21 protein-coding genes are annotated in these 24,990 nt (G+C 62.2%); 7 read left to right on the top strand and 14 right to left on the bottom strand.

Going from position 1 to position 24,990, the window contains the following annotated elements; all coding sequences use genetic code 11:
- Window positions 1-61: 61 nt before the first annotated feature.
- The 6 genes from EGJ27_RS01960 to EGJ27_RS01935 form a co-directional block, all read right to left on the bottom strand.
- Window positions 62-958 carry a polysaccharide deacetylase family protein gene (locus EGJ27_RS01960; protein ID WP_125829031.1) on the bottom strand — a complete coding sequence of 299 codons (897 nt, stop codon included), beginning with the start codon at window positions 956-958 and terminating at the stop codon, window positions 62-64.
- Between the two features lie 202 nt (window positions 959-1,160).
- On the bottom strand, window positions 1,161-4,256 hold the full coding sequence (locus tag EGJ27_RS01955) for an error-prone DNA polymerase (protein ID WP_125829030.1): 3,096 nt from the start codon (window positions 4,254-4,256) through the stop codon (window positions 1,161-1,163).
- On the bottom strand, window positions 4,253-5,668 hold the full coding sequence (locus EGJ27_RS01950; RefSeq protein WP_125829029.1) for a DNA polymerase Y family protein: 1,416 nt from the start codon (window positions 5,666-5,668) through the stop codon (window positions 4,253-4,255). The genes EGJ27_RS01955 and EGJ27_RS01950 overlap by 4 nt, the downstream gene beginning before the upstream one ends.
- A gap of 7 nt (window positions 5,669-5,675) precedes the next feature.
- The gene (gene imuA, locus EGJ27_RS01945; protein ID WP_125829028.1) at window positions 5,676-6,293 is read right to left on the bottom strand and encodes a translesion DNA synthesis-associated protein ImuA; all 618 of its coding nucleotides are present in this window, start codon (window positions 6,291-6,293) and stop codon (window positions 5,676-5,678) included.
- Window positions 6,293-6,910 carry a transcriptional repressor LexA gene (gene lexA / locus EGJ27_RS01940; RefSeq protein ID WP_125829027.1) on the bottom strand — a complete coding sequence of 206 codons (618 nt, stop codon included), beginning with the start codon at window positions 6,908-6,910 and terminating at the stop codon, window positions 6,293-6,295. The genes imuA and lexA overlap by 1 nt, the downstream gene beginning before the upstream one ends.
- A 63-nt stretch (window positions 6,911-6,973) precedes the next feature.
- Window positions 6,974-7,660: a hypothetical protein gene (locus EGJ27_RS01935; RefSeq protein WP_125829026.1), complete on the bottom strand. Its 687-nt coding sequence runs from the start codon at window positions 7,658-7,660 to the stop codon at window positions 6,974-6,976.
- 502 nt (window positions 7,661-8,162) lie between these two features.
- Here EGJ27_RS01935 and EGJ27_RS01930 point away from each other — a divergent pair.
- Genes EGJ27_RS01930 through EGJ27_RS01920 form a run of 3 tightly spaced genes read left to right on the top strand, consistent with a single transcriptional unit; the run spans window position 8,163 to window position 10,746 of the window.
- Window positions 8,163-9,173 carry an aliphatic sulfonate ABC transporter substrate-binding protein gene (locus EGJ27_RS01930; RefSeq protein ID WP_125829025.1) on the top strand — a complete coding sequence of 337 codons (1,011 nt, stop codon included), beginning with the start codon at window positions 8,163-8,165 and terminating at the stop codon, window positions 9,171-9,173.
- Complete coding sequence (locus EGJ27_RS01925; protein WP_125829024.1) at window positions 9,170-10,015, top strand: ABC transporter permease; 846 nt, start codon at window positions 9,170-9,172, stop codon at window positions 10,013-10,015. The genes EGJ27_RS01930 and EGJ27_RS01925 overlap by 4 nt, the downstream gene beginning before the upstream one ends.
- A gap of 2 nt (window positions 10,016-10,017) precedes the next feature.
- A complete protein-coding gene (locus EGJ27_RS01920; protein ID WP_125829023.1) occupies window positions 10,018-10,746 on the top strand; it encodes an ABC transporter ATP-binding protein in 729 nt (242 codons plus the stop codon).
- A 58-nt stretch (window positions 10,747-10,804) separates the two neighbouring features.
- Here the strand turns inward: EGJ27_RS01920 and EGJ27_RS01915 are convergent, their stop codons facing one another.
- On the bottom strand, window positions 10,805-11,875 hold the full coding sequence (locus tag EGJ27_RS01915) for a polyamine ABC transporter substrate-binding protein (protein ID WP_125829022.1): 1,071 nt from the start codon (window positions 11,873-11,875) through the stop codon (window positions 10,805-10,807).
- A 341-nt stretch (window positions 11,876-12,216) separates the two neighbouring features.
- On the opposite strand from EGJ27_RS01915, the gene EGJ27_RS01910 reads away from it, so the two are divergent.
- A complete protein-coding gene (locus tag EGJ27_RS01910; protein ID WP_125829021.1) occupies window positions 12,217-12,474 on the top strand; it encodes a DUF1652 domain-containing protein in 258 nt (85 codons plus the stop codon).
- Between the two features lie 64 nt (window positions 12,475-12,538).
- On the opposite strand, the gene EGJ27_RS01905 is transcribed toward EGJ27_RS01910, so the two are convergent.
- The 7 genes from EGJ27_RS01905 to EGJ27_RS01880 form a co-directional block, all read right to left on the bottom strand.
- Window positions 12,539-15,019 carry a UvrD-helicase domain-containing protein gene (locus EGJ27_RS01905; RefSeq protein ID WP_177522907.1) on the bottom strand — a complete coding sequence of 827 codons (2,481 nt, stop codon included), beginning with the start codon at window positions 15,017-15,019 and terminating at the stop codon, window positions 12,539-12,541.
- 144 nt (window positions 15,020-15,163) lie between these two features.
- Complete coding sequence (locus EGJ27_RS01900; RefSeq protein WP_125829020.1) at window positions 15,164-16,369, bottom strand: amino acid deaminase; 1,206 nt, start codon at window positions 16,367-16,369, stop codon at window positions 15,164-15,166.
- A 22-nt stretch (window positions 16,370-16,391) separates the two neighbouring features.
- Window positions 16,392-16,787, bottom strand: coding sequence for a RidA family protein (locus tag EGJ27_RS01895; protein WP_125829019.1), 396 nt, complete (start codon window positions 16,785-16,787; stop codon window positions 16,392-16,394).
- A 50-nt stretch (window positions 16,788-16,837) separates the two neighbouring features.
- Window positions 16,838-17,188 (bottom strand): 2-oxoacid ferredoxin oxidoreductase, encoded by a 351-nt coding sequence (locus tag EGJ27_RS24755; protein ID WP_158619314.1) that lies wholly within the window; start codon window positions 17,186-17,188, stop codon window positions 16,838-16,840.
- A 58-nt stretch (window positions 17,189-17,246) separates the two neighbouring features.
- Entirely contained in the window at window positions 17,247-17,690 is a 444-nt protein-coding gene (locus EGJ27_RS01890; RefSeq protein WP_125829018.1) for a hemerythrin domain-containing protein, read from the bottom strand.
- A gap of 125 nt (window positions 17,691-17,815) precedes the next feature.
- On the bottom strand, window positions 17,816-18,241 hold the full coding sequence (locus tag EGJ27_RS01885) for a DUF3830 family protein (RefSeq protein ID WP_125829017.1): 426 nt from the start codon (window positions 18,239-18,241) through the stop codon (window positions 17,816-17,818).
- A 130-nt stretch (window positions 18,242-18,371) separates the two neighbouring features.
- On the bottom strand, window positions 18,372-18,569 hold the full coding sequence (locus EGJ27_RS01880; RefSeq protein ID WP_125829016.1) for a hypothetical protein: 198 nt from the start codon (window positions 18,567-18,569) through the stop codon (window positions 18,372-18,374).
- 364 nt (window positions 18,570-18,933) lie between these two features.
- Here EGJ27_RS01880 and EGJ27_RS01875 point away from each other — a divergent pair, with 364 nt between their 5' ends.
- The 3 genes from EGJ27_RS01875 to EGJ27_RS01865 all read left to right on the top strand — a co-directional run bounded on the left by EGJ27_RS01875 (window position 18,934) and on the right by EGJ27_RS01865 (window position 24,986).
- Window positions 18,934-20,523, top strand: coding sequence for an ABC-F family ATPase (locus EGJ27_RS01875; protein ID WP_125829015.1), 1,590 nt, complete (start codon window positions 18,934-18,936; stop codon window positions 20,521-20,523).
- Window positions 20,524-20,931: 408 nt separating this feature from the next.
- Window positions 20,932-22,122, top strand: coding sequence for an MFS transporter (locus tag EGJ27_RS01870; RefSeq protein ID WP_125829014.1), 1,191 nt, complete (start codon window positions 20,932-20,934; stop codon window positions 22,120-22,122).
- A gap of 230 nt (window positions 22,123-22,352) precedes the next feature.
- The gene (locus EGJ27_RS01865; protein ID WP_125829013.1) at window positions 22,353-24,986 is read left to right on the top strand and encodes an autotransporter outer membrane beta-barrel domain-containing protein; all 2,634 of its coding nucleotides are present in this window, start codon (window positions 22,353-22,355) and stop codon (window positions 24,984-24,986) included.
- Window positions 24,987-24,990 lie beyond the last annotated feature (4 nt).

Genomic DNA, 24,990 nt, shown 5'->3' with positions numbered 1-24,990 from the left:
CCCTCCCACTGATTCGCGGTACGGCGCGGGCGCTGTAGGAACCACCGGATGGTGATCCGCATCAGTGGGAATTGTGGTCCCAGATCCAGTTCCAGATTCCGGGCAAATGCACCGGCTCGTCGGCGGTCTTGACGGTTCGTGCCAGCGCCGCTCGCTCAAGGGTGGCGGTGTTTTCATAGAAGGGTCTGGCCGCAAGAACCAGGCCGTTCTGCCGGGCACTGTCGACCAGAATCTGCAGATATTCTTCGATATGCCGGGCCGTGTACCGATTCAGGTCGTGAAAAGTCACCACCACCGGTATCGCGCCATCGACCGTCGGCAACTCTCCCGCGACAATCCGCTCTCGCACCTGCGACAGCTCGCGCAGGAAATGCGCGCGGCGTCGCAGGCTCATGTTCCAGCCCCAGATTTTTCCGTCATTGGCGCTGATGTCAGTCAACAGCACGTGCAGGCCATGGCGCTGGTAGGCGGCAAAGGTGCGCTTGTCGTAGTTCCAGAAAGGTGGGCGCACCAGGACGGTAGAACCTGTGATTGAATCCAGGATATCGCCGCCTTGGGTCAGGGATTGATCCAGTTCCTCATCGGACAGCGAGCGGTGATTGGTGTGGTGCGGTGTGGCGCTGTGCAGGCCCAGCAGATGACCTTCCGCGTGTTCACGCTGCATCAACGCCCTGCCCTGGTCACTGTTTCCCGCGCCGGTGGCACCGGTCTGCACAAAGAACAATGCCTTGATGCCGAGTTGGACCGCGTTGTTGGCCAGGCCCTCGAGCACGCGCTCAGTGGGATTGTAGAAGCCCGATGCGCTGGGGCCGTCGTCGAAGGTGAGCAGGAAACGCACCGGAGCCTGCTCACGCAGGTGGGCAGTAGCTGCTGACGTCAGAGGGATAGGCGCACTGATACAGCCCGCAAGGCCGCTGGCCAGGGCAAAGACTGCAACGATGCGGCTGAAGATGTTCATCTAAGGATGCGTCTGGAGGCTAGAGCGGCGGCATTATCCACGAATTGCCGCGCAAGTGAACCGGGAGCGCTGAATCCATGCAGGAGCCGGCCCTGCTGGCGAAGCCAATGTTTCACGCAACACGTCTGCCGTATCCGTACCGAGCCCTTCGCGAGCGAGACGGTTCGCCGCCCGCTTGCTCCGGGGTATCGAGGCGTGGCATCTACTGAAAATCCCGGCTGCGCACATCCAGCCCGGCCAGCAACGGGGTCAGGTCGAACAGGCGCTGGGCGATGACGTGACGCACGCCGTCCTTTGACTCGAATCGACCGAACACCTGCAGCAGTTGCGAACCCACCAGAATCTTGCGCTGTCGCTCGGCCAGGTCGCGCCAGACCACCACGTTGATCATGCCGAACTCATCCTCCAGCGTTACAAACGTCACGCCGCTGGCAGTGCCGGGGCGCTGACGGCCGATGACGATGCCGGCCACGCTCAAGGTGCACTCATGCTCCAGGCTGAGCAGGTCTCGGGAACTGCGGAAACGTTTGGTGCTCAGTTGGCGGCGCAGCAAGGCCAGGGGATGTGGCCCCAGCGTGGTGCCGAGGGTGTCGTAGTCGGCGCGCATGTCCTGCGCCACGCTGGGCAGCGGCAGCGCGACGTGCTGTTCTTCGCTGGGCAGGTCGTCGAACAAGGGACGCTGGGCTTCGACCCCGGCCACTTCCCAGCGAGCCCGATGGCGGTGACCGATCAAACCACGCAAGGCGCCCGAGTCCGCCAGGGCTTCGGCGGCGCGGGCGTCGAGCCCGGCGCGTAGGGTCATGTCAGTGGCATCAGTGAAAGGTCTGACCGCACGAGCCGCTTCAATCCGGCGTGCGACGTCTTCGCGAAAGCCGCTGATCATGCGCAGACCCAGGCGAATGGCCAGGTTGCGGCGGTAATCCGCATGGTCCACCGGTTCCAGCGTGCAATCCCACTCGCTGTAACGAATGTCCACCGGATGAATGACGATGTGGTGCCGCCGAGCATCCTGCAACAACTGGTCAGGAGTGTAGAAACCCATCGGCCAGCTATTGATGAGCGCACAGGTAAACGCAGCGGGCTCATGGCATTTGAGCCAGCAGCTGGCGTAAGTCAGCAACGCGAAGCTGGCGGCGTGGGATTCGGGAAAGCCGTAGCTGCCGAAGCCCTTGATCTGTTCGAAAATGCGTTGGGCGAAATCGTCTTCGTAACCGTTGGCCTTCATGCCTTTAGCAAGTCGCTCCCGATGAGGCTCCAGCCCGCCATGCCGCTTCCACGCCGCCATGGACCGGCGCAGCTGGTCGGCTTCACCAGGGCTGTAGCCGGCAGCAATGATCGCCACTTCCATGACCTGCTCCTGAAACAGCGGTACACCAAGCGTGCGTTCAAAGACTTTTTTCAGCTTGTCCGGATAGGTCACCTTCTCAGTCCCGTTACGCCTGCGCAGGTACGGATGCACCATGTCGCCCTGAATCGGCCCGGGCCGGACGATGGCGACTTCGATCACCAGATCGTAGAACTCCTTGGGCTTGAGGCGCGGCAGCATGGCCATCTGCGCCCGGGACTCGATCTGGAACACGCCGATGGTGTCGGCGCGGCTGATCATCTCGAAGGTGGCCGCATCCTCGTGCGGCAATGACGACAGCTCCCAATGGTCGTCCCGGTAGCGCTTGACCAGTTCGAAGGTGCGGCGCAGTGCGCTGAGCATGCCCAGCGCGAGAATGTCGACCTTCAGCAGCCCGACCTGATCCAGGTCGTCCTTGTCCCACTGGATGATGGTGCGCTCGGCCATGGCAGCGTTTTCCACCGGGACCAGCGTGTCCAGCGGGTGTTCGGAAATCACGAAACCGCCCGGGTGTTGCGACAGGTGCCGGGGAAAACCGATCAACTCGCCGGTCAGGGTCAGGACCCGGCGCAGGATCGGCGTATCGGGATCGAATCCGGCCTCGCGCAGGCGAACCGGCTCGGGCAGGTTGTCGGTCCAGCGGCCGAAGGCGTCGGCCAGCGCGTTGATCTGGTCCGGCGGCAGGCCGAGTGCCTTGGCAACATCGCGCACCGCACCGGCACCGTGATAGGTGCTGGCCACAGCGGTAAGCGCCGCCCTGCCCCGGCCGTAGCGTTGGAAAATATATTGCAGGACTTCTTCGCGGCGATCGTGCTCGAAGTCCACGTCGATGTCCGGCGGCTCGTTTCGCTCTCTGGAAATGAAGCGCTCGAACAGCAGGCTGCATTTTTCCGGGTTCAGCTCGGTGATGCCCAGCGCATAGCACACCACCGAATTGGCCGCCGAACCGCGGCCCTGGCAAAGAATGGCGCGGCTGCGGGCAAAGGTGACGATGTCGTGGACGGTCAGGAAGTAGCTGTCGAACTTCATTTCCGCGATCAGGCCCAGTTCTTTCTCGATCTGTTGGCGGGTTTTCGGGCTCACGCCGTCGGGCCAGCGACGGCGCGCGCCTTGCTCGGTCATTTCCCGAAGCCATGAACTGGGGGTGTGCCCGGCGGGAACCAGCTCATGAGGGTATTCGTATTTCAGCTGACTGAGGTCAAAGTTGCACCGACGCGCAATGCGCACCGATTCGGCCAGCAGAAAACCGGGGTAGACCTCGGCAAGCGCCGGCAATGGCCGCAAATGCCGCTCACCATTGGGAAACAGACGATGTCCGGCTTCGGCCACCGGCAGGTGATGACGAATGGCGGTCATGGTGTCCTGCAAGGCCCGCCGGCCGCGGGCATGCATATGCACATCGCCCATGGCGACCGCTTCGATGCGTTGGGATCTGGCCAGCATCATCAGGTTCGCCAGCCGCTGACGATCGTCCGGCCCGCAATGCAACTCGACGCCGAGCCAGAGCGTATCGGCGAAGCGGTCGCTCAGCCATGCGCCCTGCTCTTGAGTCTGCGCCACAGGTTGTTCAAGGTCCGGCAGCCAGATCGCCAGCAAACCGTGCAGTGGTTCGGTGAAATCTTCATGCAGCAAACGGTACTCACCCTTTTTCGCCCGGCGCCGGGCCAGGGTGATCAAGCGGCACAAAGCCTGATAACCGACCAGGGACTCCACCAGCAACACGATCTTCGGTCCTTGCTCGATCTGCATTTCACTGCCGATGATCAATCGCAGGCCGGTATCGAGGGAGGCCTGCCAGGCGCGAACGATGCCGGCCAGGGTGCATTCGTCGGTGATCGCCAGCGCGGTGTAACCATGCAGCACTGCGCGGTCGAACAGCTCGCGGGCGCTGGAGGCTCCGCGCTGAAAACTGAAGTTGGACAGGCAATGCAGCTCGGCGTATTCGATGTTCACGAAAACCAGCCGTGCAGCAACAGCTCGCCGTTATCGCCCACCTGGCGGTAAGCCCAGGCGCGTTGCCCGGCCATGGTCTGGACCCGGTAATAATCGCGACGCACATCGCCGCCGTCCCACCAGCCTGATTCGATGCGTTCCGGCCCTGCCAGAATCTGCGTGGCGTGGCCGTGTAAAGGCTGCGGCTCGCGCAGCAACCAGCCTGGGCGCGGGATACCCGGCTGCAGGGTCGAGGGTTTTGCACTGCTGCCCGGTTGCCAGGCCCATTCCGGACGATGATCGGCCAGCGCACACAAACCATTGACCGACTCGTCCCCCAGCCGCGCCCGCAAGCGTTCCCGCAGCTGTTCCCATGGCAGCGTCTGTTGCACACGTTCGTCGAACAGTTCGCGGTGCGCCGGGACGAATGAGGGCAAGTCTTGCGCCAGCAGGCGCATTGCGCGCACCGGCGAGCTGACCTGCACCTGTTCCAGCCGGCCACGCGCCAGTTCGAACAGCATCGTCGCATCCCGCTCGGCACTCAGCAGGCCGACCGGCACCAGCGTCTCAGGCCCGTCGACATGTTCCAGATGGATCACGAAACGCTGCACGCCGCTGTCTCTGCCGCCCAGGAACACCGCCAGATCGGCAATCAGACGTTTCAGGGGAAACAGCAACGCCTGGTTGGACTCGACGTCGTAATTGAGCTCGATGCGCAAATCGAAGCTGTCCGGTGGCGTGTAGTACGCCAGTGCCACCGGACGCTCACCCAGCAATGTGTCCAGGTGGTGCAGCAGGCTGGCGGGAAAACGCCGCGCCAGGGTGCTGCGCGGCAAGGCCAGTACCTCGCTGAGCTTGCGCAGGCCCATGCGGGCGAAGGCGGTGGCGGTTTCCTTGGGCAGCCCGATACGGTCCAGCGGCATGGTTTCCAGCATCGAACGCAGGCTTGAGGCATTTGCCACGGCAAGGCCGTCATGAACGTTGGCCAGCATCCGCGCCGCCACCGGATTGGGGGCGACCACGATGCGGTGGCGAAAACCCAGCGCGGTCAGTTCCTCGCGCAACCGGGCCTCGAACACCGGCCAGGGGCCGAACAGCTTGAGGCTGGACTCGATTTCCATCAGCAACACCCGTGGGTACTTGAGGCTGACATGAGAGCTGAAACCGTAGGCCCATGCCGCCAACAGCTGCTGCAGTCGATCGGTTTCAGCCGGGTCATGCTCGATGGCGGTGAACTGTGGCACCAGGGTTTGTGCCGCCGTCAGGCTTTGCCCAGGCTTGAGGCCCAGGGCGCGGGCCGCAGGATTGACGGTTTGCAGGACCCGACGCTGGACGCTGCCACTGAGCAATGCCAGCGGTTGATCGGGGTCGGGGTGGCGGCGCATGACACCGTCCAGCGCCAGTTGCGGCAGCAAGACACAGGCCCACAGCATAAGAACCTCAGGAGTCGGTTGAAAAAGGAATCGGCGAATGAGGGGCCAGCCCGCCACGGCACTTGAGCACCCGCAGTTGCTGGGGATGTGTGTCGATCATGAGGCGCAGTGCGGCGGGCGACGGATTGGCAGCCGCCTGACTGGGACGGCAGGCAAAGGCCAGGGTCTGGCCGGTTTCCGCGGCCACTTGCAGGCGGCGCAAGGCGCGGTCGTCGGCCATACCCGGCCAGCACACCACCGCACCGCAGCTGCCGGAACGCAAACATTGCTCCGCGGCCCACAACGCATCACGCGGCCCGGCTTCGATCACCACCAGCCACTGCAAATCGACGCCAGCCGCCTGCCAGGCATGGGGATATGGCACGTAAGGCGGTGCCACCAGCACAACGCGCTCTGCACGGGTCGACAGACGCGCCAGACTCGGCCAGAGCAGTCGAAGTTCGCCACTGCCATCGGCCGGCAACAGGATTTCGGTGAGGGCCGATGCCGGCCAGCCTCCAGTGGGCAAAGCCCGGTCCAGCGCCGCGTGGCCACTGGGATGCGGGCTGACCGCAGCGGCAGGCGAACGCCCTTTCCAGACCCTGCGCTCGTCGAGCAAGGCGTCCAGGCTGACGACGGCGGCCATCACTCGCGCCTGACCAAGCCGCAGAACACGCCTTCGATGGCGAAATCCTGGTCAGGGTTGACCACAATCGGTGCATAGGCCGGGTTGCGCGGTAGCAGGCGCAAGGCATCGGCACCCCGTTGCAGCCGCTTGATAGTGACTTCACCGTCCAGACGGGCGACGACGATCTGGCCGTCGTTGGCTTGAGGGTTGCGCAGCACGCCCACCAGATCGCCGTCGAGAATGCCGTCTTCGATCATCGAGTCGCCGCGCACGCGCAGCAGGTAATCAGGGATTCTGGAGAAGGTGCTCCGGTCCAGCAGTAGCGTGTCGTGCAGGTCGACGTCCGGCCCGATGGGCGCACCGGCAGCTACCCGACCCAATACCTGGATTTCCAGCAATTCAGGGCGCGGCCCGGTGTGCACCAGACGGATGCCTCGGGCCTGATTGGGCTGGACTTCGATCAGGCCCGCTTCAGTGAGGGCCAGGATGTGTTTGCGTGCGACGCTGCGCGAGGCAAAACCGAATGCCTCGCAGATTTCCGCCAGGCTCGGCGATTGGCCGTGACGGGCAATGCGGTCACGGATGAATTCCAGGATGGCGCTACGGCGCGCAGATAATGTGCTCATGGAGTACATTTGTACTCCATTGCGTTTTTTTTGCCTAGTGCCGGTCGCCAGGTGGCCGACAATCGGCCAACGTCATGCTGAAGTCGGGCAGGTATGGGCGCCGTCGTTCAGGCCCTGCTTGTGGTTCTTGTAATCGAGCGTGGCCTTGCCGTTGTGCCACTTGAGCGTCACTACCACGACCGAATCGAAGTCATCGCCGGTCCAGTCGTCGATCAGGTTCAGTGACTGGCCCGAAGCTTCTTCGGCCACCGCATTGATCAGTTCCGGCAGGTAGCCGTGGGACCAGGCGGTATAGATAGTCGCGTTATGGTACTTGTCGTGCATCAACTCACCGGCCAGGTCGCTGGTATCGTTGGCGCCGAAGTCGATGTTGATGGGCAACCCCAGCTTGATTGCACTAGGGCCGACAGTCATCAAGGGGCGCACGTAGCTGTAGGACAGGTCGCCCTCGCCCTCTTCGACATGGCGATTGGGATTGGCGGCAAAGATGAAGTCGGCTTTGCCGAATTCCTTGGGTAACACTTCGGCCAGCTCGATGGCGCGGTTGAGCCCCTGACAGTTCAACTGGCCCAGACCCATCTTGGGTTTTTCGGCGTGGCGCAGGAAGACCAGCGTCTGGATACCGTTCTTGGGTTCGGCATGCACACCGCCGCCCATGAAAAACCAGAAGAGTGCCGAAGCCACCAGAAGCATGGGAAGTAACAGCCAGGCCACGCGGCGTTGCAGCCGGCCGGGAAAGGATGTTCGGGAAATCGTCATTTTTTCTGAACCCAGTATGCGGTTAGGGGAAGGTCAACTTTCGTAGTGGCGAAAGTGCCTGTCATATGCGGGTTCGCGGCCCTTGCACGCTTTTACCGAGAGGCCCCTTGATCACCAACAGAGCCTAGCGCGTCAATGTTTCGCTATGAAGAATGCGGACGATAGGAGTCCCAAAAACCGGGGATGTTGCAAAATCGGCTGAGAAATGCCGAATGTTGTCTCGATAAGCTGTGTGCAAATGTGTCTTGCGTACTCGAACGGACCTGCACCACCTCCAGCGACCCTTGTAGCGCTGTTTACCAGGCAACAGTGTTTCAACAGAGTGTTGCCCCACACACAGTGGTTGGCGCTGCCATGGCGCCGCAGCCTTGAAGATCCGCCAGTGCGAGAGTGGCACGACCTCTGCAATATTCCATTTATGCAGGTCCGCCCGACTGAACTACTGATTTGAAATATATCAATCGGCGGTTGCAGCCTTGCCACTCTTATCTGGATCGCCTCTATGACACAGCCTTATGTGAACCTGTCCCTGAACACGCCTTTCGCTCTGGCCAAATGGGCGATGGCGGCCTGCGCGCTGGCCTTCAGCCTGCAAGGCACTGTCCAGGCAGCGCAAACCGCACCGTCGGAAGTGCGCCTGGATTATGCCTACTATTCGCCGGTGAGCCTGGCGCTCAGGCACTTCGGCTGGCTGGAAAAAGCCCTGCCCCAGGCCAAGGTCACCTGGGTACTGAGCCAGGGCAGCAACCGTTCACTGGAATACCTCAACAGCGGCAGCGTTGACTTCGGCTCATCCGCCAGCCTATCGGCGGTGCTCGCCAGGGCCAATGGCAGTCCGATCAAATCGGTCTATGTCTACAGCCGCGCCGAGTGGACGGCCTTCGTCGTGCCCAAGGATTCTGCACTGAAAAGCGTTGCCGACCTCAAAGGCAAGAAAATCGCAGCCACCAAGGGTACTGACCCGTACCTGTTCACCTTGCGCGCGCTGCAGGAAGCGGGTCTGAAGAAGGATGACGTCGAGTTGTTGCATCTGCAGCACCCCGACGGCCGGGTCGCTCTGGAAAAAGGCGACGTGGATGTCTGGGCCGGTCTTGATCCACACATGGCGGCCAGCGAGATCCAGGCCGGCTCGCGCTTGCTGTACCGCAACAAGGACTTCAACAGTTACGGCGTGATCAGCGTCACCGAAAAATATGCCAAGGAGCATCCGCAAGCGGTGGCCAGCGTTCTGAAAGCCTATGAACAGGCCCGTGAGTGGTCCCGCGCCAATCCCGAAGAGCTAGCAAAACTGCTGGCCAGCGAATCGGGCCTGCCGCTGGAAGTCGCCAGATTGCAGCTGTCGCGTACCGATCTGGATCACCCGCAATTGACCGATAAGGACATTGCCGCGTCCAAAGCCGCAGCGCCGATTCTGGTATCTGAAGAGCTGGTACGCAAAGGCGTCGACGTTGACAAGGTCATTGATGAACTCATCGACCCGGCTTTGGGCAAAAACGTGATCGACCCGCGATGAGCACCAGCAAGAGCAAAGACTGGGACCGCCCCGCCCAACCGGCCCGGCCGGCCGCTGCCGAAAGCTGGCAGCGTTACGGCACGGCGCTCAAGGGCCTGGCGCTGCCGATGGCGATCATTGGGGTGCTGGAAATCGTGGTCAGGATCGGCTGGCTGCCTTCCTACCAGATGCCGGCACCCAGCGAAGTCGCGGCGACCCTTACCGACCTGGCCGACGGCGCGTTGTGGAAACACATCGGCGCCAGCCTGTTGCGGGTGCTGTCCGGGTTTGTCATCGGGGCCGGCCTGGCGCTGCTGTTTGCGGCCTGGGTGGGCCTGAGCCGTGAGGCCGAAGCCTATCTGGAACCGACTTTCGCCGGGCTGCGCTCGATTCCCAGCCTGGCATGGGTGCCGCTGTTGCTGCTGTGGCTGGGCATCGGTGAAACCTCAAAAGTGGTGCTGATCGCCATTGGCGCGTTCTTCCCGGTGTACCTCAATGGGGTGGCGGCGATTCGCGGCATCGATCGCAAGTGGGTGGAAGTCGGCCTGATGTACGGTTTCAGCCGCCCGCGGCTGGTGCGCCGCATTCTGCTGCCTGCCGCCCTGCCCGGTCTGTTCACCGGCTTGCGCAGCGGCATGAGCCTGTCGTGGATGTTCCTGGTGGCCGCCGAGCTGATCGCGGCGACCAAAGGCCTGGGCTACCTGTTGAGCGACGGTCGGGAAACGTCACGGCCGGATATCGTGCTGGCGGCGATCATCGTCCTGGCACTGCTGGGCAAAATCAGCGACGGCTTACTGGCCGGCCTTGAGAAACGCTTCCTGGCCTGGCGTGACACATTCAACGGCCAGGGCCGTGAGGGTTGAACATGAGCACATCCTTGATGACGATCCGCGTCGAGCGCAAGGCATTTGCCGAGACCACGGTCTTGCAGAACATCGAGCTGACCTTGCACGAGCAGGAAACCGTGAGCCTGCTCGGGCCTAGCGGGTGCGGCAAGAGCACGCTGCTGCGCATTGCCGCCGGCCTGGAAAAGGACTTCAACGGCAGCGTACGCCGGAACGGAGAACGACGCACGAACGAGCAGGTCGCGTTCGTGTTTCAGGAACCCAGGCTCATGCCCTGGCTGAGCGTGGAGCAGAACATCGGTTTCAGCGACGATCTGCACTACGACAAGGCCTGGGTGACGCGCCTGATCGACGAAGTCGGCCTGACCGGCTTTGCCAACGCCCTGCCCAAATCGCTGTCAGGCGGCATGGCCCAGCGGGTGGCGATTGCGCGCGGGCTGTATTCCCATCCCCAAGTGTTGTTGCTGGATGAGCCGTTCAGCGCAGTGGACGCCTTTACCCGCATGAAACTGCAGGATCTGCTGCTCGAACTGGCCGCACGGCATGCCATTACCTTGCTGGTGGTCACCCATGACGTGGATGAAGCGCTGTACCTGAGCGATCGGGTACTGGTGATGAATCATCATCCCGGCACCGTAGCCCATGAACTGGCGGTCGACCTGGCGTGGCCGAGGGATCGGCTCGATCCGCGCCTGGCGCAGCTCAAGACATTGGCCCTGACACGCCTGCATCAGGCTCATCTGATCTGAGCGCGCCTGTCCGGGCAGGCAAGCCTGGCGCCGTGCCTGCGATGCGCCAGGTGCGTGCTTACTTTCCTGTCCGAAAACGATTCCATATCTCGACGCGCAACGCTTCGATGCTCGCCGCCACTGGTTCCAGGACGAACATGCGACTCATCACGTCGGCGTCCGGATAGACGCTGGGGTCGGTCCACAGCTTGGGGTCGATCAGGGCCTCGGCCTTCTCGTTGCCGTTGGCGTAGTGCACGTGGTTGGTCACCTCGGCGATCACATCCGGCTTGAGCAGGTAATTCATGAACGCGTAGGCCGCCTGCTCGTTGGCAGCATCGGCGGGCATCGCCATCATGTCGAACCACATGGGCGCCCCTTCGCGTGGCACTGAGTAATGAATGTCCACGCCGGCAACCGCCTGATCGCGAGCCTGGGAAATGTCCCCCGAGTAGCCGACCGCGACACAAATCTTCCCTGCGGCCAGGTCGGCGATGTATTGGGTCGGATGGAAATACGTGACGTAGGGGCGCACGCTGCCCAGGGTTGCCCCGGCTTTGGCGTAGTCCTCTGCGCTTTCGCTGAAAGGCGACAGGCCCAGGTAGTTGAGGGTGATCGGCAGCAATTCCGGAGCGCTGTCCAGAATCGCGACACCGCATTGGGACAGTTTGCGCATGTTCTCGGGCTTGAGAATCAGATCCCAGGAATCGACCGGTGCGTCATTGCCCAGCACGGCCTTGACCTTGACCGCATCGTAGCCGATCCCGGTGCTGCCCCACAGGTACGGAAAGCCGTGGCGGTTGCCCGGATCATTGGCCTGCAAGGCCTTGAGCAGCACTGGATTGAGGTTTTTCCAGTTGGGCAACCGGCTTTTGTCCAGCGGCTTGAGCACGCCCAGCTGGACCTGCCGTGCCATGTAGTGCACGGATGGCACCACCACGTCATAGCCTGACCGGCCCGCGACCAGCGCCGCGTTGAGGGTGTCGTTGTTGTCGTAGGTCTCGTAGATGACTTTCACGCCCGAGGTCTTCTCGAACTGCTTCACCGTGTTCGGCGCAACATAGTCTGTCCAGTTATAGACATTGACTGTCTCGGCCGCGTGACTGGTGGAGGCCAGCAACATCAGCGCAGCTATCGATTTGTGCAACATCCTGGGACTCCTCGGGTCAGTGCCGACAGCTTGCCCTAGAGCGGACCGGGCCGACAACACATGCAGTAACACGGCTGGACGATAGCAAACCCTGGTGCCCGTCAGATAAATGAATCTTTTTGCCGGCGCCATGAAAATATTTTCGTTGCGTCAGCGGACAGGTGCTATTTTTAGTGCTCATCGAGACCGCTTCGATCATCCTCAGGAAAGCACTGCGACCCGCCACAGGACGCCGTTGGTTGTCCTTGCAAGGTCTTCAGGCTCGCCGGTCATGGGTCGATGGGTCTTCCCTACCCATTTGAGCCAAGGAAGTGCTCGATTGCAGCAGGTGGGCCGCCGTCATGAACAAAGTTACCTTCCCCAACGCCTGTCAGTTGATGCGCTGGCATTTTCATCCGGTTGGCTTTGAGGCCAGCATGGATGCGCCCAGCAGCATGATCGCGCGCCTGTTCGACCGGGCCAGTGGCGAAACCGTTCTGGCGATTGCCGGCCTGCCCTGTTCCATGGTCATGAACGCCACCGATGTGGAACGCATCATCGAGGCCATTGAGGCGGAGCTGGACATGTTCGGCGTGCAGCCCATGGTCAGGTTTTCCTGAGCGCAATGTATCCACAATCACGGCGGCGGTGCATCGGTCTCGCGCCAGCGCTTGTATGGCGTGGTTACCCGCGACGCAGGTCTTCGAAGAAGGGCTTGTCCGCCGCTACCCGGTCCGATGCCTTGGGCATCGCCGCATGCTCGGCATTGCCACCGGCCTTTTCCACGAACCAGTAGCAATGACGCACGGCCCGGGTGATGGCGACATAAGCCAGACGGAGGATCTCGTCCTTCTGGGCAGAGTCGAAAGGCTGCAAATCCCCCGTCTCACCCAGCCCTGCCTGGCGATAAACCTGATTCTTGTACGGTGAAACCGTCAGGTGCTGGCAATCCCCCAGCAGGAAAACTGCGTCAGCCTGCAACCCCTTGGAACTGTGATAAGTCAGGCTCTTGATCCGGCGTGACGCTGCAGGCAGCAACTGGTCGGCATCCAGCAGCGCCTGCAGAGCCGGGGCAAAGCGGGCTTTTTCACTGCCCTTGCGGTACAGCAACAAAATCGAGTCGCCGTCCTGGTAATGCTCGGCCACGCGGGCTGCCAGCGCTTCTTCGTCACGATCCAGCACCCGAACCGGCAGCAACTCCTGTGCGGCACCGCTGGCCCTGGCCTTCTTGCCGGGGATGGCAGGCGCGGCGCGCACGATGTGTTCGGCCGCGTCGATGATGTGCTGGTGGCTGCGGTAGTTGTCGCTGAGCATCACCTTAGTGGTCGCGGGCGAGGAAAACTGTCGGGCGAACTCCATGAAGAATTTCGGCGAACTGCCGCGCCAGCCATAGATGGACTGCCAGTCATCGCCCACGCATAGCAATGACGAGCGCTGGGCAATGCGCCCAGCCTGCATGGCGGGGCCGCGACGGCGAATTTCCCGCAGGCTGGCTCGAACCCAGGAGACGATCTGCGGCGAGACGTCCTGGAACTCGTCAATCATCAGGTGCGACAAGGGACGCAGTACATCGTCGCTGACCAAGCGCAGGTTCTCCGGCGACGTTTCGCCGAACAGGGCGAACATGCGGTTGTAGGTCATCACCGGAGGCGCCTGGGTCAGCAGGTGGTTTTCAAAGGCTTTCCAGAACAGGCTCAACGCTTCGAAAAAGTACCGGTCCGGATCATCGCTGGCAAAGCTCATGTGTGCTACGGCCGCCGGAACATCCAGGCCCAGGTTTTCGATGAAGTTCGCGGCGGTGACAAAACCATCCAGCAACGGCGCCGCGCTCAGCTCGCCCTTGACCCGATAATCGAAGCCCGGTCCGGCCACTGCGGTGCCGGCCAGCGATTGCAGAACCTGGCGGCCTTCCTGATAACTCTCGATCCATATCAGGGGCTTGCGGCAGAAAGCTTGAAACAGAGTGCGCTTGATCACCCATTCAGCCCATACCGGCAGCTTGGCGCCGGGGCGCTTGAGCTGCTGGTCCTCGCTTGAGTCCAGGCCCAGCACGATCCACGCATCCAGCTCGGCGCTGTAGCCATGCACATGGAAGCCAAAGCCATTGATTTCGACGGTCTGGCGCATCGGCTCGATGCCCTTGATCGGCCAGGCGCCGGCCCGGATCCACAGGTCTTCGATGGTGTCGCACAACTCCTCGTCGCGCTTGGCCGACAGTTCGGTCACGGTCACGCGCTTTTGCACGTCCGGATGATCGCGGTCCAGCTCCTTGAGCTGCAACGCGTGTCGGTACAGGGGCGCGATCACTTCACGAAAACGTTCGTTGCCAGCGTACAGGTCGCGGTAGCACAGATTGAGCTGCTGGCGCTGGGCATCGTTGATGCGCAGGTCGAACGGGTTGCTGTCGACGTCGTCTTCGCGGCCAGTGCCGTTGCCCAGGTTCTCGAAGGCGCGCAGCTGTTCGAACCCTGGCAGGCTGCGCACCAGCGGCAGGATACGTGAGTGGAAGGTCCGTACCAGGTCGCGTCCTTGAGCGGCGCTCAGGGAATGTCCCCATATGCCAAGGGTTTGCGTGAGCTTGTTGATAAAGTCTTTGCGCGATTCGCGGGTGAACGTCACCACGGTCATGGCGTTCAACTCATAGCCCAGATAGTGATGCAGCAACAGGATGCGCAGCACCAGCGTGGTGGACTTGCCGGCACCGGCGCCGGCGATCACGTAGGTGGACGGCGTATCGCTGAAGATCATTTTCCACTGCGCGGCGCTGGGCTGGGCGTGAGCGGGAAGCTTCTCGGCCACGTCCTGCCTCACGCGCTTCTTGAGTTCCGGCGTCAGGGACAGACGCCAGTCATCGAACAGATGATCGTCGACCTTGGGGCCGCGGTGTTCTGCGGGCCGGGTGTCGCGGATCACCAGCATATGACGGCCCTGCTCGATGCCGTCCAGATGCCCGTCGGCATAGCCTTCCCTGACGCCCTCGATATGTCCGTTCAGATAACCGTCGGCATGCCCCTGAAACCACGACGGCTGATGCTGCGCACCCAGGCCGCTCAACGCCTTGCCGGTCATTCGGGCCAGCAGGCGCTTGAAGAACGGCAGCTGTTCAGGCGGGTTGAGTTCGAGATCCAGATCGGATACGGGGGCGGTTGGCAACTCGGCAGGCACGCAGACTCCAGATGATGGCTGGCAGGCGAAGGAGCCCTATGGTCGCCGGAATCGCCGCCAAGCTCCAGTGAAATGCTTTGCTGTCAGGGCCTTAGCCGATCAACTGCATGTTCGTTGGAGATTGCGCAGCAGGGTCTTGGCCGTTCAGAAAAACGTGCTGAACGACTCGATGACCTTCAATTCCTCGTCCACCAGGCAGCCGTTGCGCCATTTGTCGAACGTCAGGCACGGGTGCGAGGTGCCGAAGGAGATGATGTCGCCCACTTTCAGAGCGCACCCCGGCGCCACTGTCATGAAGGCGTGTTGATCCATTACGGCGGTGACGCGGCAGGCACTGACGTCCTCGCCTGCCAGTGGCGATATTCCCGGCCTGAATCGCCACAACGGGTTCGGCAGTCCGGCATCAAAGGCGACGTCGCGTTTGCCCATGGCCACGACCGCGAACCCCGGTTCCGGCAAGGACTGGACGTGGGCCCAGACTTCCAGCGCCGGGCGCAGCCCCTCGGTCAAGCCGGGGTGGCGGTCCAGCACGCAGCATTGGGCGTCCTTGTAGAGGCCATGGTCGTGGACCACGTAACTGCCGGGGCGCAGCACGCCGAGAAAGCGTTCGCGCACCGCCTGGGCGTCGAAGGCTGCGGCGATCAAGTCGTACCACGCTGAACCGGACGCCGTGACGATCGGCCGAGCCAGGGCAAATGCGCCCCGATCCTGCAGTTCTACGGCCAGGCGTACCAGCGACGCGGCGAAATCGTTGATCTGGGTCACCGCGTGCTCGCCGTGAATCACCCCTTCGTAACCTTCGATGCCGGTCAGCGCCAAGGCCGGCTGTGCGGCGATGGCATCGGCCAGTTCCAGCACCTGGTCTTCGCTGCGACAGCCACAACGCCCGCCGGGCACGCCGTATTCGATCATCACATTGAGCCGAAGTCCGCGAGCGGCGAAGAATTGGCCCAGCGCCGCAATGTTGTCCGGGTGATCGACCAGGCAGTGGAAATCGAACATCGGGTCGGCCAGCATCTCGGCAATCAACGCCATGTTCGGCTCACCCACCAGCTGATTGGCCATCAGCACCCGGCGTACACCATGGGCATAAGCCGCACGCGTCTGCACGGCAGTCGCCAGGGTCATGCCCCATGCGCCTTCTTCCAGCTGCCGGCGAAACAGGGCCGGGACCATGCTGGTCTTGCCATGGGGAGCCAGTTCCGCACCGCTGTTGGTGACGAAGGTCTGCATCCAGCGAATGTTGTGCTCCAGCGCTGCGCGATGAATCACCAGGGCCGGAAGACTGACGTCCTCGACGAGGCTGTCGCCGGGCTTGGCGCTGCCCTTTTCGATCACGGTCATGCTCATCGCGCACCTCCTGGCAACCGGGCTAGCCGGGCTGTTTGGCCTTATAGGCAATGCAATCGATCTCGACCTTGCAGTCGACCATCATGCTGGCCTGGACGCAGGCGCGCGCCGGCGCGTGTTCAGGGGTGAAATACTCGGCGAATACCTTATTGAAGCTCCAGAAATCCCGGGGGTCATCGAGCCAGACGCCGACCCGCACCACGTCCTTGAGCTCATAGCCGGCTTCTTCCAGAATCGCGACCAGATTACGCATGGCCTGGTGCGTCTGTTCGACGATGCCGCCGGCAATGATCTCTCCCTCCAGCGCCGGCACCTGGCCGGACACATGCAGCCAGCCATCGGCCTCGACTGCGCGGGCAAAGGGCCGTGGTTGGCCGCCGCCGGCCGTACTGCCGGCGCCATAACGGGTGATGCTCATGGGATCTCCTTGAATTTTCATTGCAAAAGCACCGCTTTGCAGAAGCGGTGCTACAGGCAGGTCGCAACCGCAGCGGCTCGCAGCGGAGCCTGGCTGTCGGTGAGCGGCGCATAGAACTCGACCGTCGTCTCCTGACCCGTGGCCCGCACGTCGGCAAAGTAACGCGCCTCGGTGGTGAACACGGTGAAGCCGCCCTCGCCCAGCTTATGCATGAACACGTCCGAGATGGCGCCGAACATTGCCTCGTTCTGCCACGACACCTGAATGCACTGGGCGACGGCGGCCGCCTGCTTGGTGCTGGTCAGCACCTTGTTGGGACCTGCCGAGCGATCCGATTGCGAAGGGGCTGCGCATCCCGCCAACATCGCCGTTGCTGCTACTACAAGTACCGCAGATTTCATGATCTGGCCTTTCCCTGACGAGCTTCGCCGAAAAAAAGCGAAGTCTAGCATCGCAGCCTCAACCTTCGGCCAGTTGCTCCTCGTATTCCTTGACGTACTGATTGGCCAGGGACTGTTTCTGGCTGTCATCCAGAATCTTGCCCGCCATCTGGAAAAACTTGTGTTCCTCTTCTTCAAGGTGGTGATGGACCTTGTCTGACAGCTTTTTAGCGGTCGCCAGCCAGGACGGGCTGGACATCTCGGTCTCGTCCAGTTCCTCGATCATTTCGTCCATTTCATGGTGCTCGGAAATGGCGTGGCGGCTGAGGTCGACCCCGGTGTCGTGGGCCATCAGCGGTATATAGAAAAAGCGCTCCTCTGCGGTTTCATGGGCATGCAGCTCTTCCTTGAGCTGTTTATAAGCCTGCACCCGCTCCTCGCTGTTCCCACTGGTCTGCACCAGCGCCTGGGCATAGCGACGCTGACGTTCATGGCTTTCACGCAAGGCTTCAAAAATATTCAAGGGTTGTCTCCAGGACGGCTTCCAGGAAACGGAAGCGTTGTGGACTAGACCCTGGGCGACCCGCGGCAGTTCAGAAATACTGGCTATCTAATGCCGCCGCCGCGCCGCCCGGCCTGGCGAACGTTTCAAGCCAGCTCGAACAACACGTCCTGGGCGCCTTCCCACAGGGTCTTCACGCCCAGCTTGCGCAGGTTCTCCTTGCCTTCGACGATGGTCAGGAAATGGTTACCCGCCAGTTGCCCCATCTTGCTGGCGAAACAGCACGAACCGTAGGCCAGGATGATCTCGGTTTCGCTGTAGCCGCCTGGGTAGAATAGGATGTCGCCCACCGACGGATGGCTGGTGGCGTTCTCGAAACCGATCAACTGGTCGCCACTCTTGAGCTGGTAGTCACCCAGCGGCACCCAGCAGCCCTCGCCACTCCAGCGCACATGAATGAGCTTTTGCCGGTACGGCAGCAATGCGAGAAATGCGGCTACGGTCTGCGGCGCGTCGGGGTTGGCCTGAGCCAGAAACTCAAACCCGCCTGCGGTGATCTTGATGGTGGTCACAGCGACAACTCCTTGAACAATGGACATCAGATGAATCATGGGCCGATGGCGCAGCAGGATATACCAGGCTGACCGGCCAGGGCTCATCCGAGCCGAACATGTTTCACGACGGCAGGAGTTGCAGCGGCACTCAGTGCTGGAACAGCTGTTCCTTGGCCGCCTTGATGCGTTTCTGCCGCTCGCGCAGCAACGCGTCAGCCAACTGGGCGGCGACCTCCACCGCCTGTTCGGAAGGCTCCCCGGCCGCAACCGTCGCATTGAGCGCAGCGGCTGCAAAGCGATCCCATGCCTGGATTTCGTCGGTGAACAGTGGAGTCAGGTTGGACATTGGCGATTCCTCCATACGGTCCTGATGCAAGCGTCGGACAACCTGCCAGACAGCCTAGGCGGTGATGCGTATTTGGCAAATTGTCGATTCGCACACCCTGCCCGCCGATCGTGATGCGCACTTTGTCGCAGGCCCCAAGACCGGCTGCCATGCAATTGCCGTCATACCTATGCGACAATGCGCGCCAATGTCTGGCATCTAACCCGCATTCATCTCCCGGCAACTCGGCTGTGACATGCTCAAGTTGCTGTCGACGCATGTCCGCTGGCCCACGCTCACTGAATGGCACCGGTTCGTTCCGGTTGCTTTCAGGAGCCGTAATATCCGAAGCCGGCACCCCCCAAGTTATTGATAGGTATGGCAATTGATCTCCACAGCTAACATCACCATGCAGTTCGGTCCCAAGCCGTTGTTCGAGAACGTCTCGGTCAAGTTTGGTGCCGGTAACCGTTACGGCCTGATCGGCGCGAACGGCTGCGGCAAGTCCACGTTCATGAAGATCCTCGGCGGTGATCTGGAGCCCTCGGGCGGTCAGGTGATGCTCGAGCCGAACGTGCGCCTGGGTAAGCTGCGCCAGGATCAGTTCGCCTACGAAGAATTCACTGTGCTCGACACCGTGATCATGGGTCATGAAGAGCTGTGGAAGGTCAAGGCCGAGCGCGACCGTATCTACTCGCTGCCGGAAATGACCGAAGACGATGGCATGGCAGTGGCCGAGCTGGAAACCGAGTTCGCGGAAATGGACGGCTACACCGCCGAATCCCGCGCCGGTGAACTGCTGCTGGGCCTGGGTATCGGCATCGAGCAGCACAACGGCCCGATGAGCGAAGTGTCGCCGGGCTGGAAACTGCGCGTTTTGCTGGCGCAGGCGCTGTTCTCCGATCCTGAGGTGCTGTTGCTCGACGAACCGACCAACCACCTGGACATCAACACTATCCGCTGGCTGGAAAACATTCTGACCCAGCGCAACAGCCTGATGATCATCATTTCTCACGACCGTCACTTCCTGAACAGCGTATGTACCCACATGGCTGACCTGGACTACGGCGAGCTGCGCCTGTTCCCGGGTAACTACGACGAGTACATGACCGTCGCGACCCAGTCCCGCGAGCAATTGCTGTCCGACAACGCCAAGAAGAAGGCGCAGATCTCGGAACTGCAATCGTTCGTCAGCCGCTTCTCGGCCAACGCCTCGAAAGCCAAGCAGGCCACTTCCCGCGCCAAGCAGATCGACAAGATCCAGCTGGCCGAGGTCAAGCCTTCCAGCCGCGTCAGCCCGTTCATTCGGTTCGAGCAGACCAAGAAGCTGCACCGCCAGGCCGTGGTCGTGGAACGCATGGCCAAGGGGTTCGACGGCAACCCGCTGTTCAAGGACTTCAGCTTCACCGTCGAAGCCGGCGAGCGCGTGGCGATCATCGGTCCGAACGGTATCGGCAAGACCACCCTGCTGCGCACCCTGGTCAATGAGCTGCAACCGGATGCCGGTACGGTCAAATGGACCGAGTCGGCGGAAATCGGCTACTACGCCCAGGACCACGCCCACGACTTCGAAGACGACAGCACGCTGTTCGACTGGATGGGGCAATGGACTCAAGGCGGCGAGCAGCTGGTTCGCGGTACCTTGGGCCGCATGCTGTTCTCCAACGATGAGATCCTGAAATCGGTCAAGGTCATCTCCGGTGGTGAACAGGGCCGCATGCTGTTCGGCAAGCTGATCCTGCAAAAGCCCAACGTGCTGGTGATGGACGAACCGACCAACCACCTGGACATGGAATCGATCGAAGCGCTGAACCTGGCGCTGGAAAACTATCCGGGCACGCTGATTTTCGTCAGCCACGACCGCGAGTTCGTTTCCTCGCTGGCGACCCGCATCATCGAGCTGAGCCCAAGCGGCGTGATCGACTTCAGCGGCACCTACGACGACTACCTGCGTAGTCAGGGTGTAGCGATCTAAATCCGGGGCCGCTTTGCGGCCCATCCCGGTCAAGTCCGCTCCTACGGCAGTTTCCCTGTAGCCAGCTTGCTGGCGAAGGCGACCTTACGGCTTAGGAGCATATCCCTTATCAGGTCGCCTGATGGTCTGGTTCCGGCCGTAAGGGCCGGAACCCAAGACCCGACAACGCGGTAACGGATATACCCTCAAACCCAGTGGCGCCGACACGCTCGGACCTGCGGCCGACACACTTGTAGGAGCGAGCTTGCTCGCGAAGAGGTCGGGACATCTGCAGCAGGTGTATCGCCTTGAATGCCGTCTTGCTGGCGATCTGGCGTTTTCCAGCAGCAATATCGTTAGCCTGCTTTCTTTTCCGCTTCGCTCACGCCATGATGGTGGTCTCCTACCGCCTGCCAGCGAACGAGCCCAATGCCTGCCGCTTCCAGTCAGCCCAGCTCCACGACGATCACCCTGCAGATCGTCTCCATCGTTTTCTATACCTTCATTGCCTTCCTGTGCATCGGCCTGCCGATTGCGGTGCTGCCGGGCTACATCCATGACCAGTTGGGCTTCAGTGCCCTGATTGCCGGTCTGGCCATTGCTTCACAATACCTGGCGACGCTGCTCAGCCGCCCGTTCGCCGGCCGTGCGACGGACAGCCTGGGCAGCAAGCGAGCCATCGTGTTCGGCTTGATCGGCATTGTCATCAGCGGCGCCTTGACCTTGCTCGCTACTGCGCTGGAAAGCTTTGCGGTGGCGAGCCTGTCGATCCTGATCGTAGCCCGGGTGTTTCTTGGGGTAGCGCAGGGGATGATCGGCGTCGGGACCATCAGCTGGTGCATCGGCAAGGTGGGCTCTGAGCACACGGCACGCTCGATTTCCTGGAACGGCATTGCGTCCTACGGGGCGATTGCCATTGGTGCGCCTCTCGGCGTGTTGGTCATCGACCGGGTAGGCTTCAACAGCCTGGGCCCTGCCTTGATGGTGATGGGCGGCCTGGCATTACTGCTGATTCGCAACAAGCCGTCGGTACCGGTGATCGCCGGCGAGCGCCTGCCGTACTGGTCGGTGTTCGGACGCATCGCGCCGTATGGCGTGGGCCTGACCCTGTCTTCAATCGGCTATGGCACGCTGACCACCTTCATCACCCTCTTCTACTTCAGCCGCGGCTGGGAAGGCGCTGCCTGGTGCCTGACGGTGTTCGGCGCCTGTTTTATCCTCGCACGACTGCTGTTCATCGGTGCCATCAACCGCCTGGGCGGGTATAACGCAGCAATCCTGTGCATGGTGGTGGAAACCTGCGGACTGGTCATGCTCTGGCTGGCGCCCAATACCGGCGTGGCCCTGACCGGCGCCGGGCTGGCCGGCCTGGGTCTGTCACTGGTGTACCCGGCATTGGGCGTCGAAGCAATCAAGAGCGTGCCCCCGCCCAGTCGCGGTGCCGGCCTGAGCGCCTACGCGGTGTTCTTCGACCTGGCGCTCGCCGTGGCGGGCCCGCTGATGGGCGCCATCGCCCTGGGTCAAGGCTATGACTGGATCTTTTTCTACGCATCACTGCTGTCGATCGGCGCCTTGCTGTTGACGATCTGGCTGTCCAGGCGCGCACAGGCCCGCGTCTGATATACCCCGACACTAAACACTGCCCGCCTGCTTATGAACAACTGCTGCTCCGTCGGTCGGTCAAGTTGTTGACGCTCTTTAGGATCCAATCTTGACTTCTCCTATCCGGTCATTGATTTGGCTGGAAAATCGTCGTGATTTTCACGGCGCCTGGAATTCGTGGCAGTCGGGCACCGAACGGGCTGAACCCTCCTCACGCCTCCCTGACCACATCCTCGGGGAGAGTTGTCATGAAACTGGGTTTTTCTCTCGGCCATGCGCTCAAAATAGCGCCAGTTACCCTGCTCGCTTTCACGCCCGTCGACCTCCACGGAGCCTGCACGCTGGTCGCCACGTCCGGCGATGACGTGCACGTGTGCGACAGCGGCAACAGCGGCCCGTTGACCGACACCGCTGGCAACAACAGCCTTGGGTTTGCGGCTGGCGGCACCGGCGCCATCGGCGGCAATGTGACCTTCGGCGACGGTCAGGACCGGGTCGACATGGCGTCCGGCCGTATCAGCGGCAGCGTCGGTCAGGCCGGCGGTGCCGACTCGTTCGTGCTCGGCAGCGGCCTGATCGGCGGCGACGTCAATCAAGGTTCCGGGATCGACACCTTCACCATGAGCGGCGGCAGCCTGCGTTCGCTGTATCAAGGGGACGGACTGGATCGCTTCACCATGACTGGCGGCACGATCAGCAACGCGTTCGAGGATGGTGATTCGGCCACCATGAGCGGCGGGAGCATCGGTCGGGTCGACATGAAGCTGGATGACAACCAGTTTCAGCTGTCCGGCGGGCGCATCGTCGGCAACCTGGTCACCGGATTCGGCAGAGACACCATCATCGTCAGCGGCGGCAGCATTGGTGGTGCAATCAGCGTCAGTGGCGGTGACGACAGCGTCAGCGTCAGCGGCGGAGAAGTCCTCGGGGAGATCCGCACCAGCTTCGGCAACGACCTTTTCAACTGGAGCGGCGACGGTGCTCTGCGCAGCAACGTGTTGTTGGCTGAGGGCAATGATACGGCGCGGCTGGAGAATCTTGATCAGGACCACCTGAGCGCCACGCCGTTGATTGCAGGCGGCCTGGGCAACGATGCCTTGACCCTGGTGAACACTTCCAGCGCGGGTGCCGCTCGCTTCACTCAGTGGGAAAGCGCCAGTCTTACCGACGGCTCGACCCTGGCGCTTGCCGAAGCGTTCACCTTGGGCGACAGCGTTAGCGGCAGTGGAACGCTGGCTATCGACCCAAGCAGCACGCTGGCCTCCACCAGCGGCAGTGTCTTGCCTTTTCTGGCGCAGCAGCTGGTGACCGTGACCAACGCCGGCACTCTCGACATGACCACCGGCAGCAGCGTCGCCGGTGATACCTTGCGCATCGATGGCAATTACGTCGGCAACAACGGGCAATTGTGGCTGCAGAGCGTGTTGGCTGACGACGCTTCGACCAGCGATCGGTTGATTGTGGCTCGGGGGCGTATCACCGGCACGACGCAGTTGACCGTCGCCAATCTGGGAGGCGCGGGGGCGCTGACCCAGCTCAATGGCATCGAAGTGGTGCAAGCCAGCGAGGGTGCGATCAGCGACGCCAGTGCCTTTTCGCTGCGCGGCGCGTTGTCCGCCGGCGCGTACCAGTACTACCTGTTCAAGGGCGGTGCGACGGCCGGCTCGGAAAACAGCTGGTTCCTGCGCTCGGCAGTGGTGTCGCCGCCCGCGGCCCAGGCGCCACTGCCAGACCCGGCGCCGGCGCCCGAGCCACCACCGGTACCGCAAGCGCCCGGGCAACCAGTGCCACCCACCCCCGCGCCACCTCCGCAACCCGCCCCGGTTCCGCAACCTGACCCTGGACCGGGTCCCGCGCGGCTGTTGCCGGTTCCCGCCATAGGCACCCCGCCACTGCCCGCCGCCGTAGTCGGTGCCGAGCCGATTGCGCTCTATCGCGTGGAAGTTCCGACATGGTCGGTCGTGCCTTCGGCCGCTGCGATCCTCGCGCTGACATCGCTGGGCACGTTTCACGAACGCCAGGGTGATCAAAGCCTGTTGCGTGAAACCGGCGCCGTGCCGGCCGGCTGGACTCGGCTGCTGGGCGATGATTTCCGGCAACGCTGGTCCGGCACGGTTTCACCCACGCTGGACGCCACCCTGAAGGGCTACCAGATCGGCCACGATCTGTATGCCCATCAGCACGATAACGAGCAGATACAACGCGCCGGCCTGTTCGTCGCGCACAGCCGTCTGGACGGCGATGTGAAGGGTTTCGCCCAGGGCCATGAGGACCGCAGCAGTGGCAAGCTGGATATGCAGGGCGACAGCCTCGGCGCTTACTGGACGCTGACAGGTCCAGGCGCCTGGTACGTCGATGTCGTGTTGATGGGGACTCGTCTGGAAGGTCGCGCGCGATCAGAACGCGGCGTGCGGATCGATACCGAGGGTGAGGCATTCACCGCGTCCATTGAGACGGGCTACCCGTTCAACGTCAGCGCCCACTGGGTGTTAGAGCCGCAGGCCCAGTGGATTTACCAACGCAGCGACCTGGACAGCCAGCATGACGGCATCTCCCATCTGTCCTTGGACTCGGGAACCCGCAACACCGGACGGCTCGGCGCCCGGTTCAAAGGGCGCTACCCGCAGAGCGGGCTGCTGCTGGAGCCTTACGTGCGTGCCAATCTCTGGCGGACATTCAGCGGCGAAGATCACGTGACCTTCGACAATGCCGACAGCATCGACACTGACTACGCCTCGACCCGAGCTGACCTTGGCCTCGGTATCAGCGCCAGGGTGTCCCGCGAAGTCAGCTTTTACGCAGGCGCGGATTACACCCAGAATCTGGACGCCAATGACTACCGCGGTGTACGCGGCAGTATTGGGATGAGGGTCAGTTGGTAAGCCA

Source organism: Pseudomonas sp. v388, assembly GCF_003935425.1.
In the GTDB taxonomy this organism is placed as follows: Bacteria; Pseudomonadota; Gammaproteobacteria; order Pseudomonadales; family Pseudomonadaceae; genus Aquipseudomonas.
Note: the sequence above shows the minus strand (reverse complement) of the source record. Positions and strands in the feature narration are given on the sequence as shown.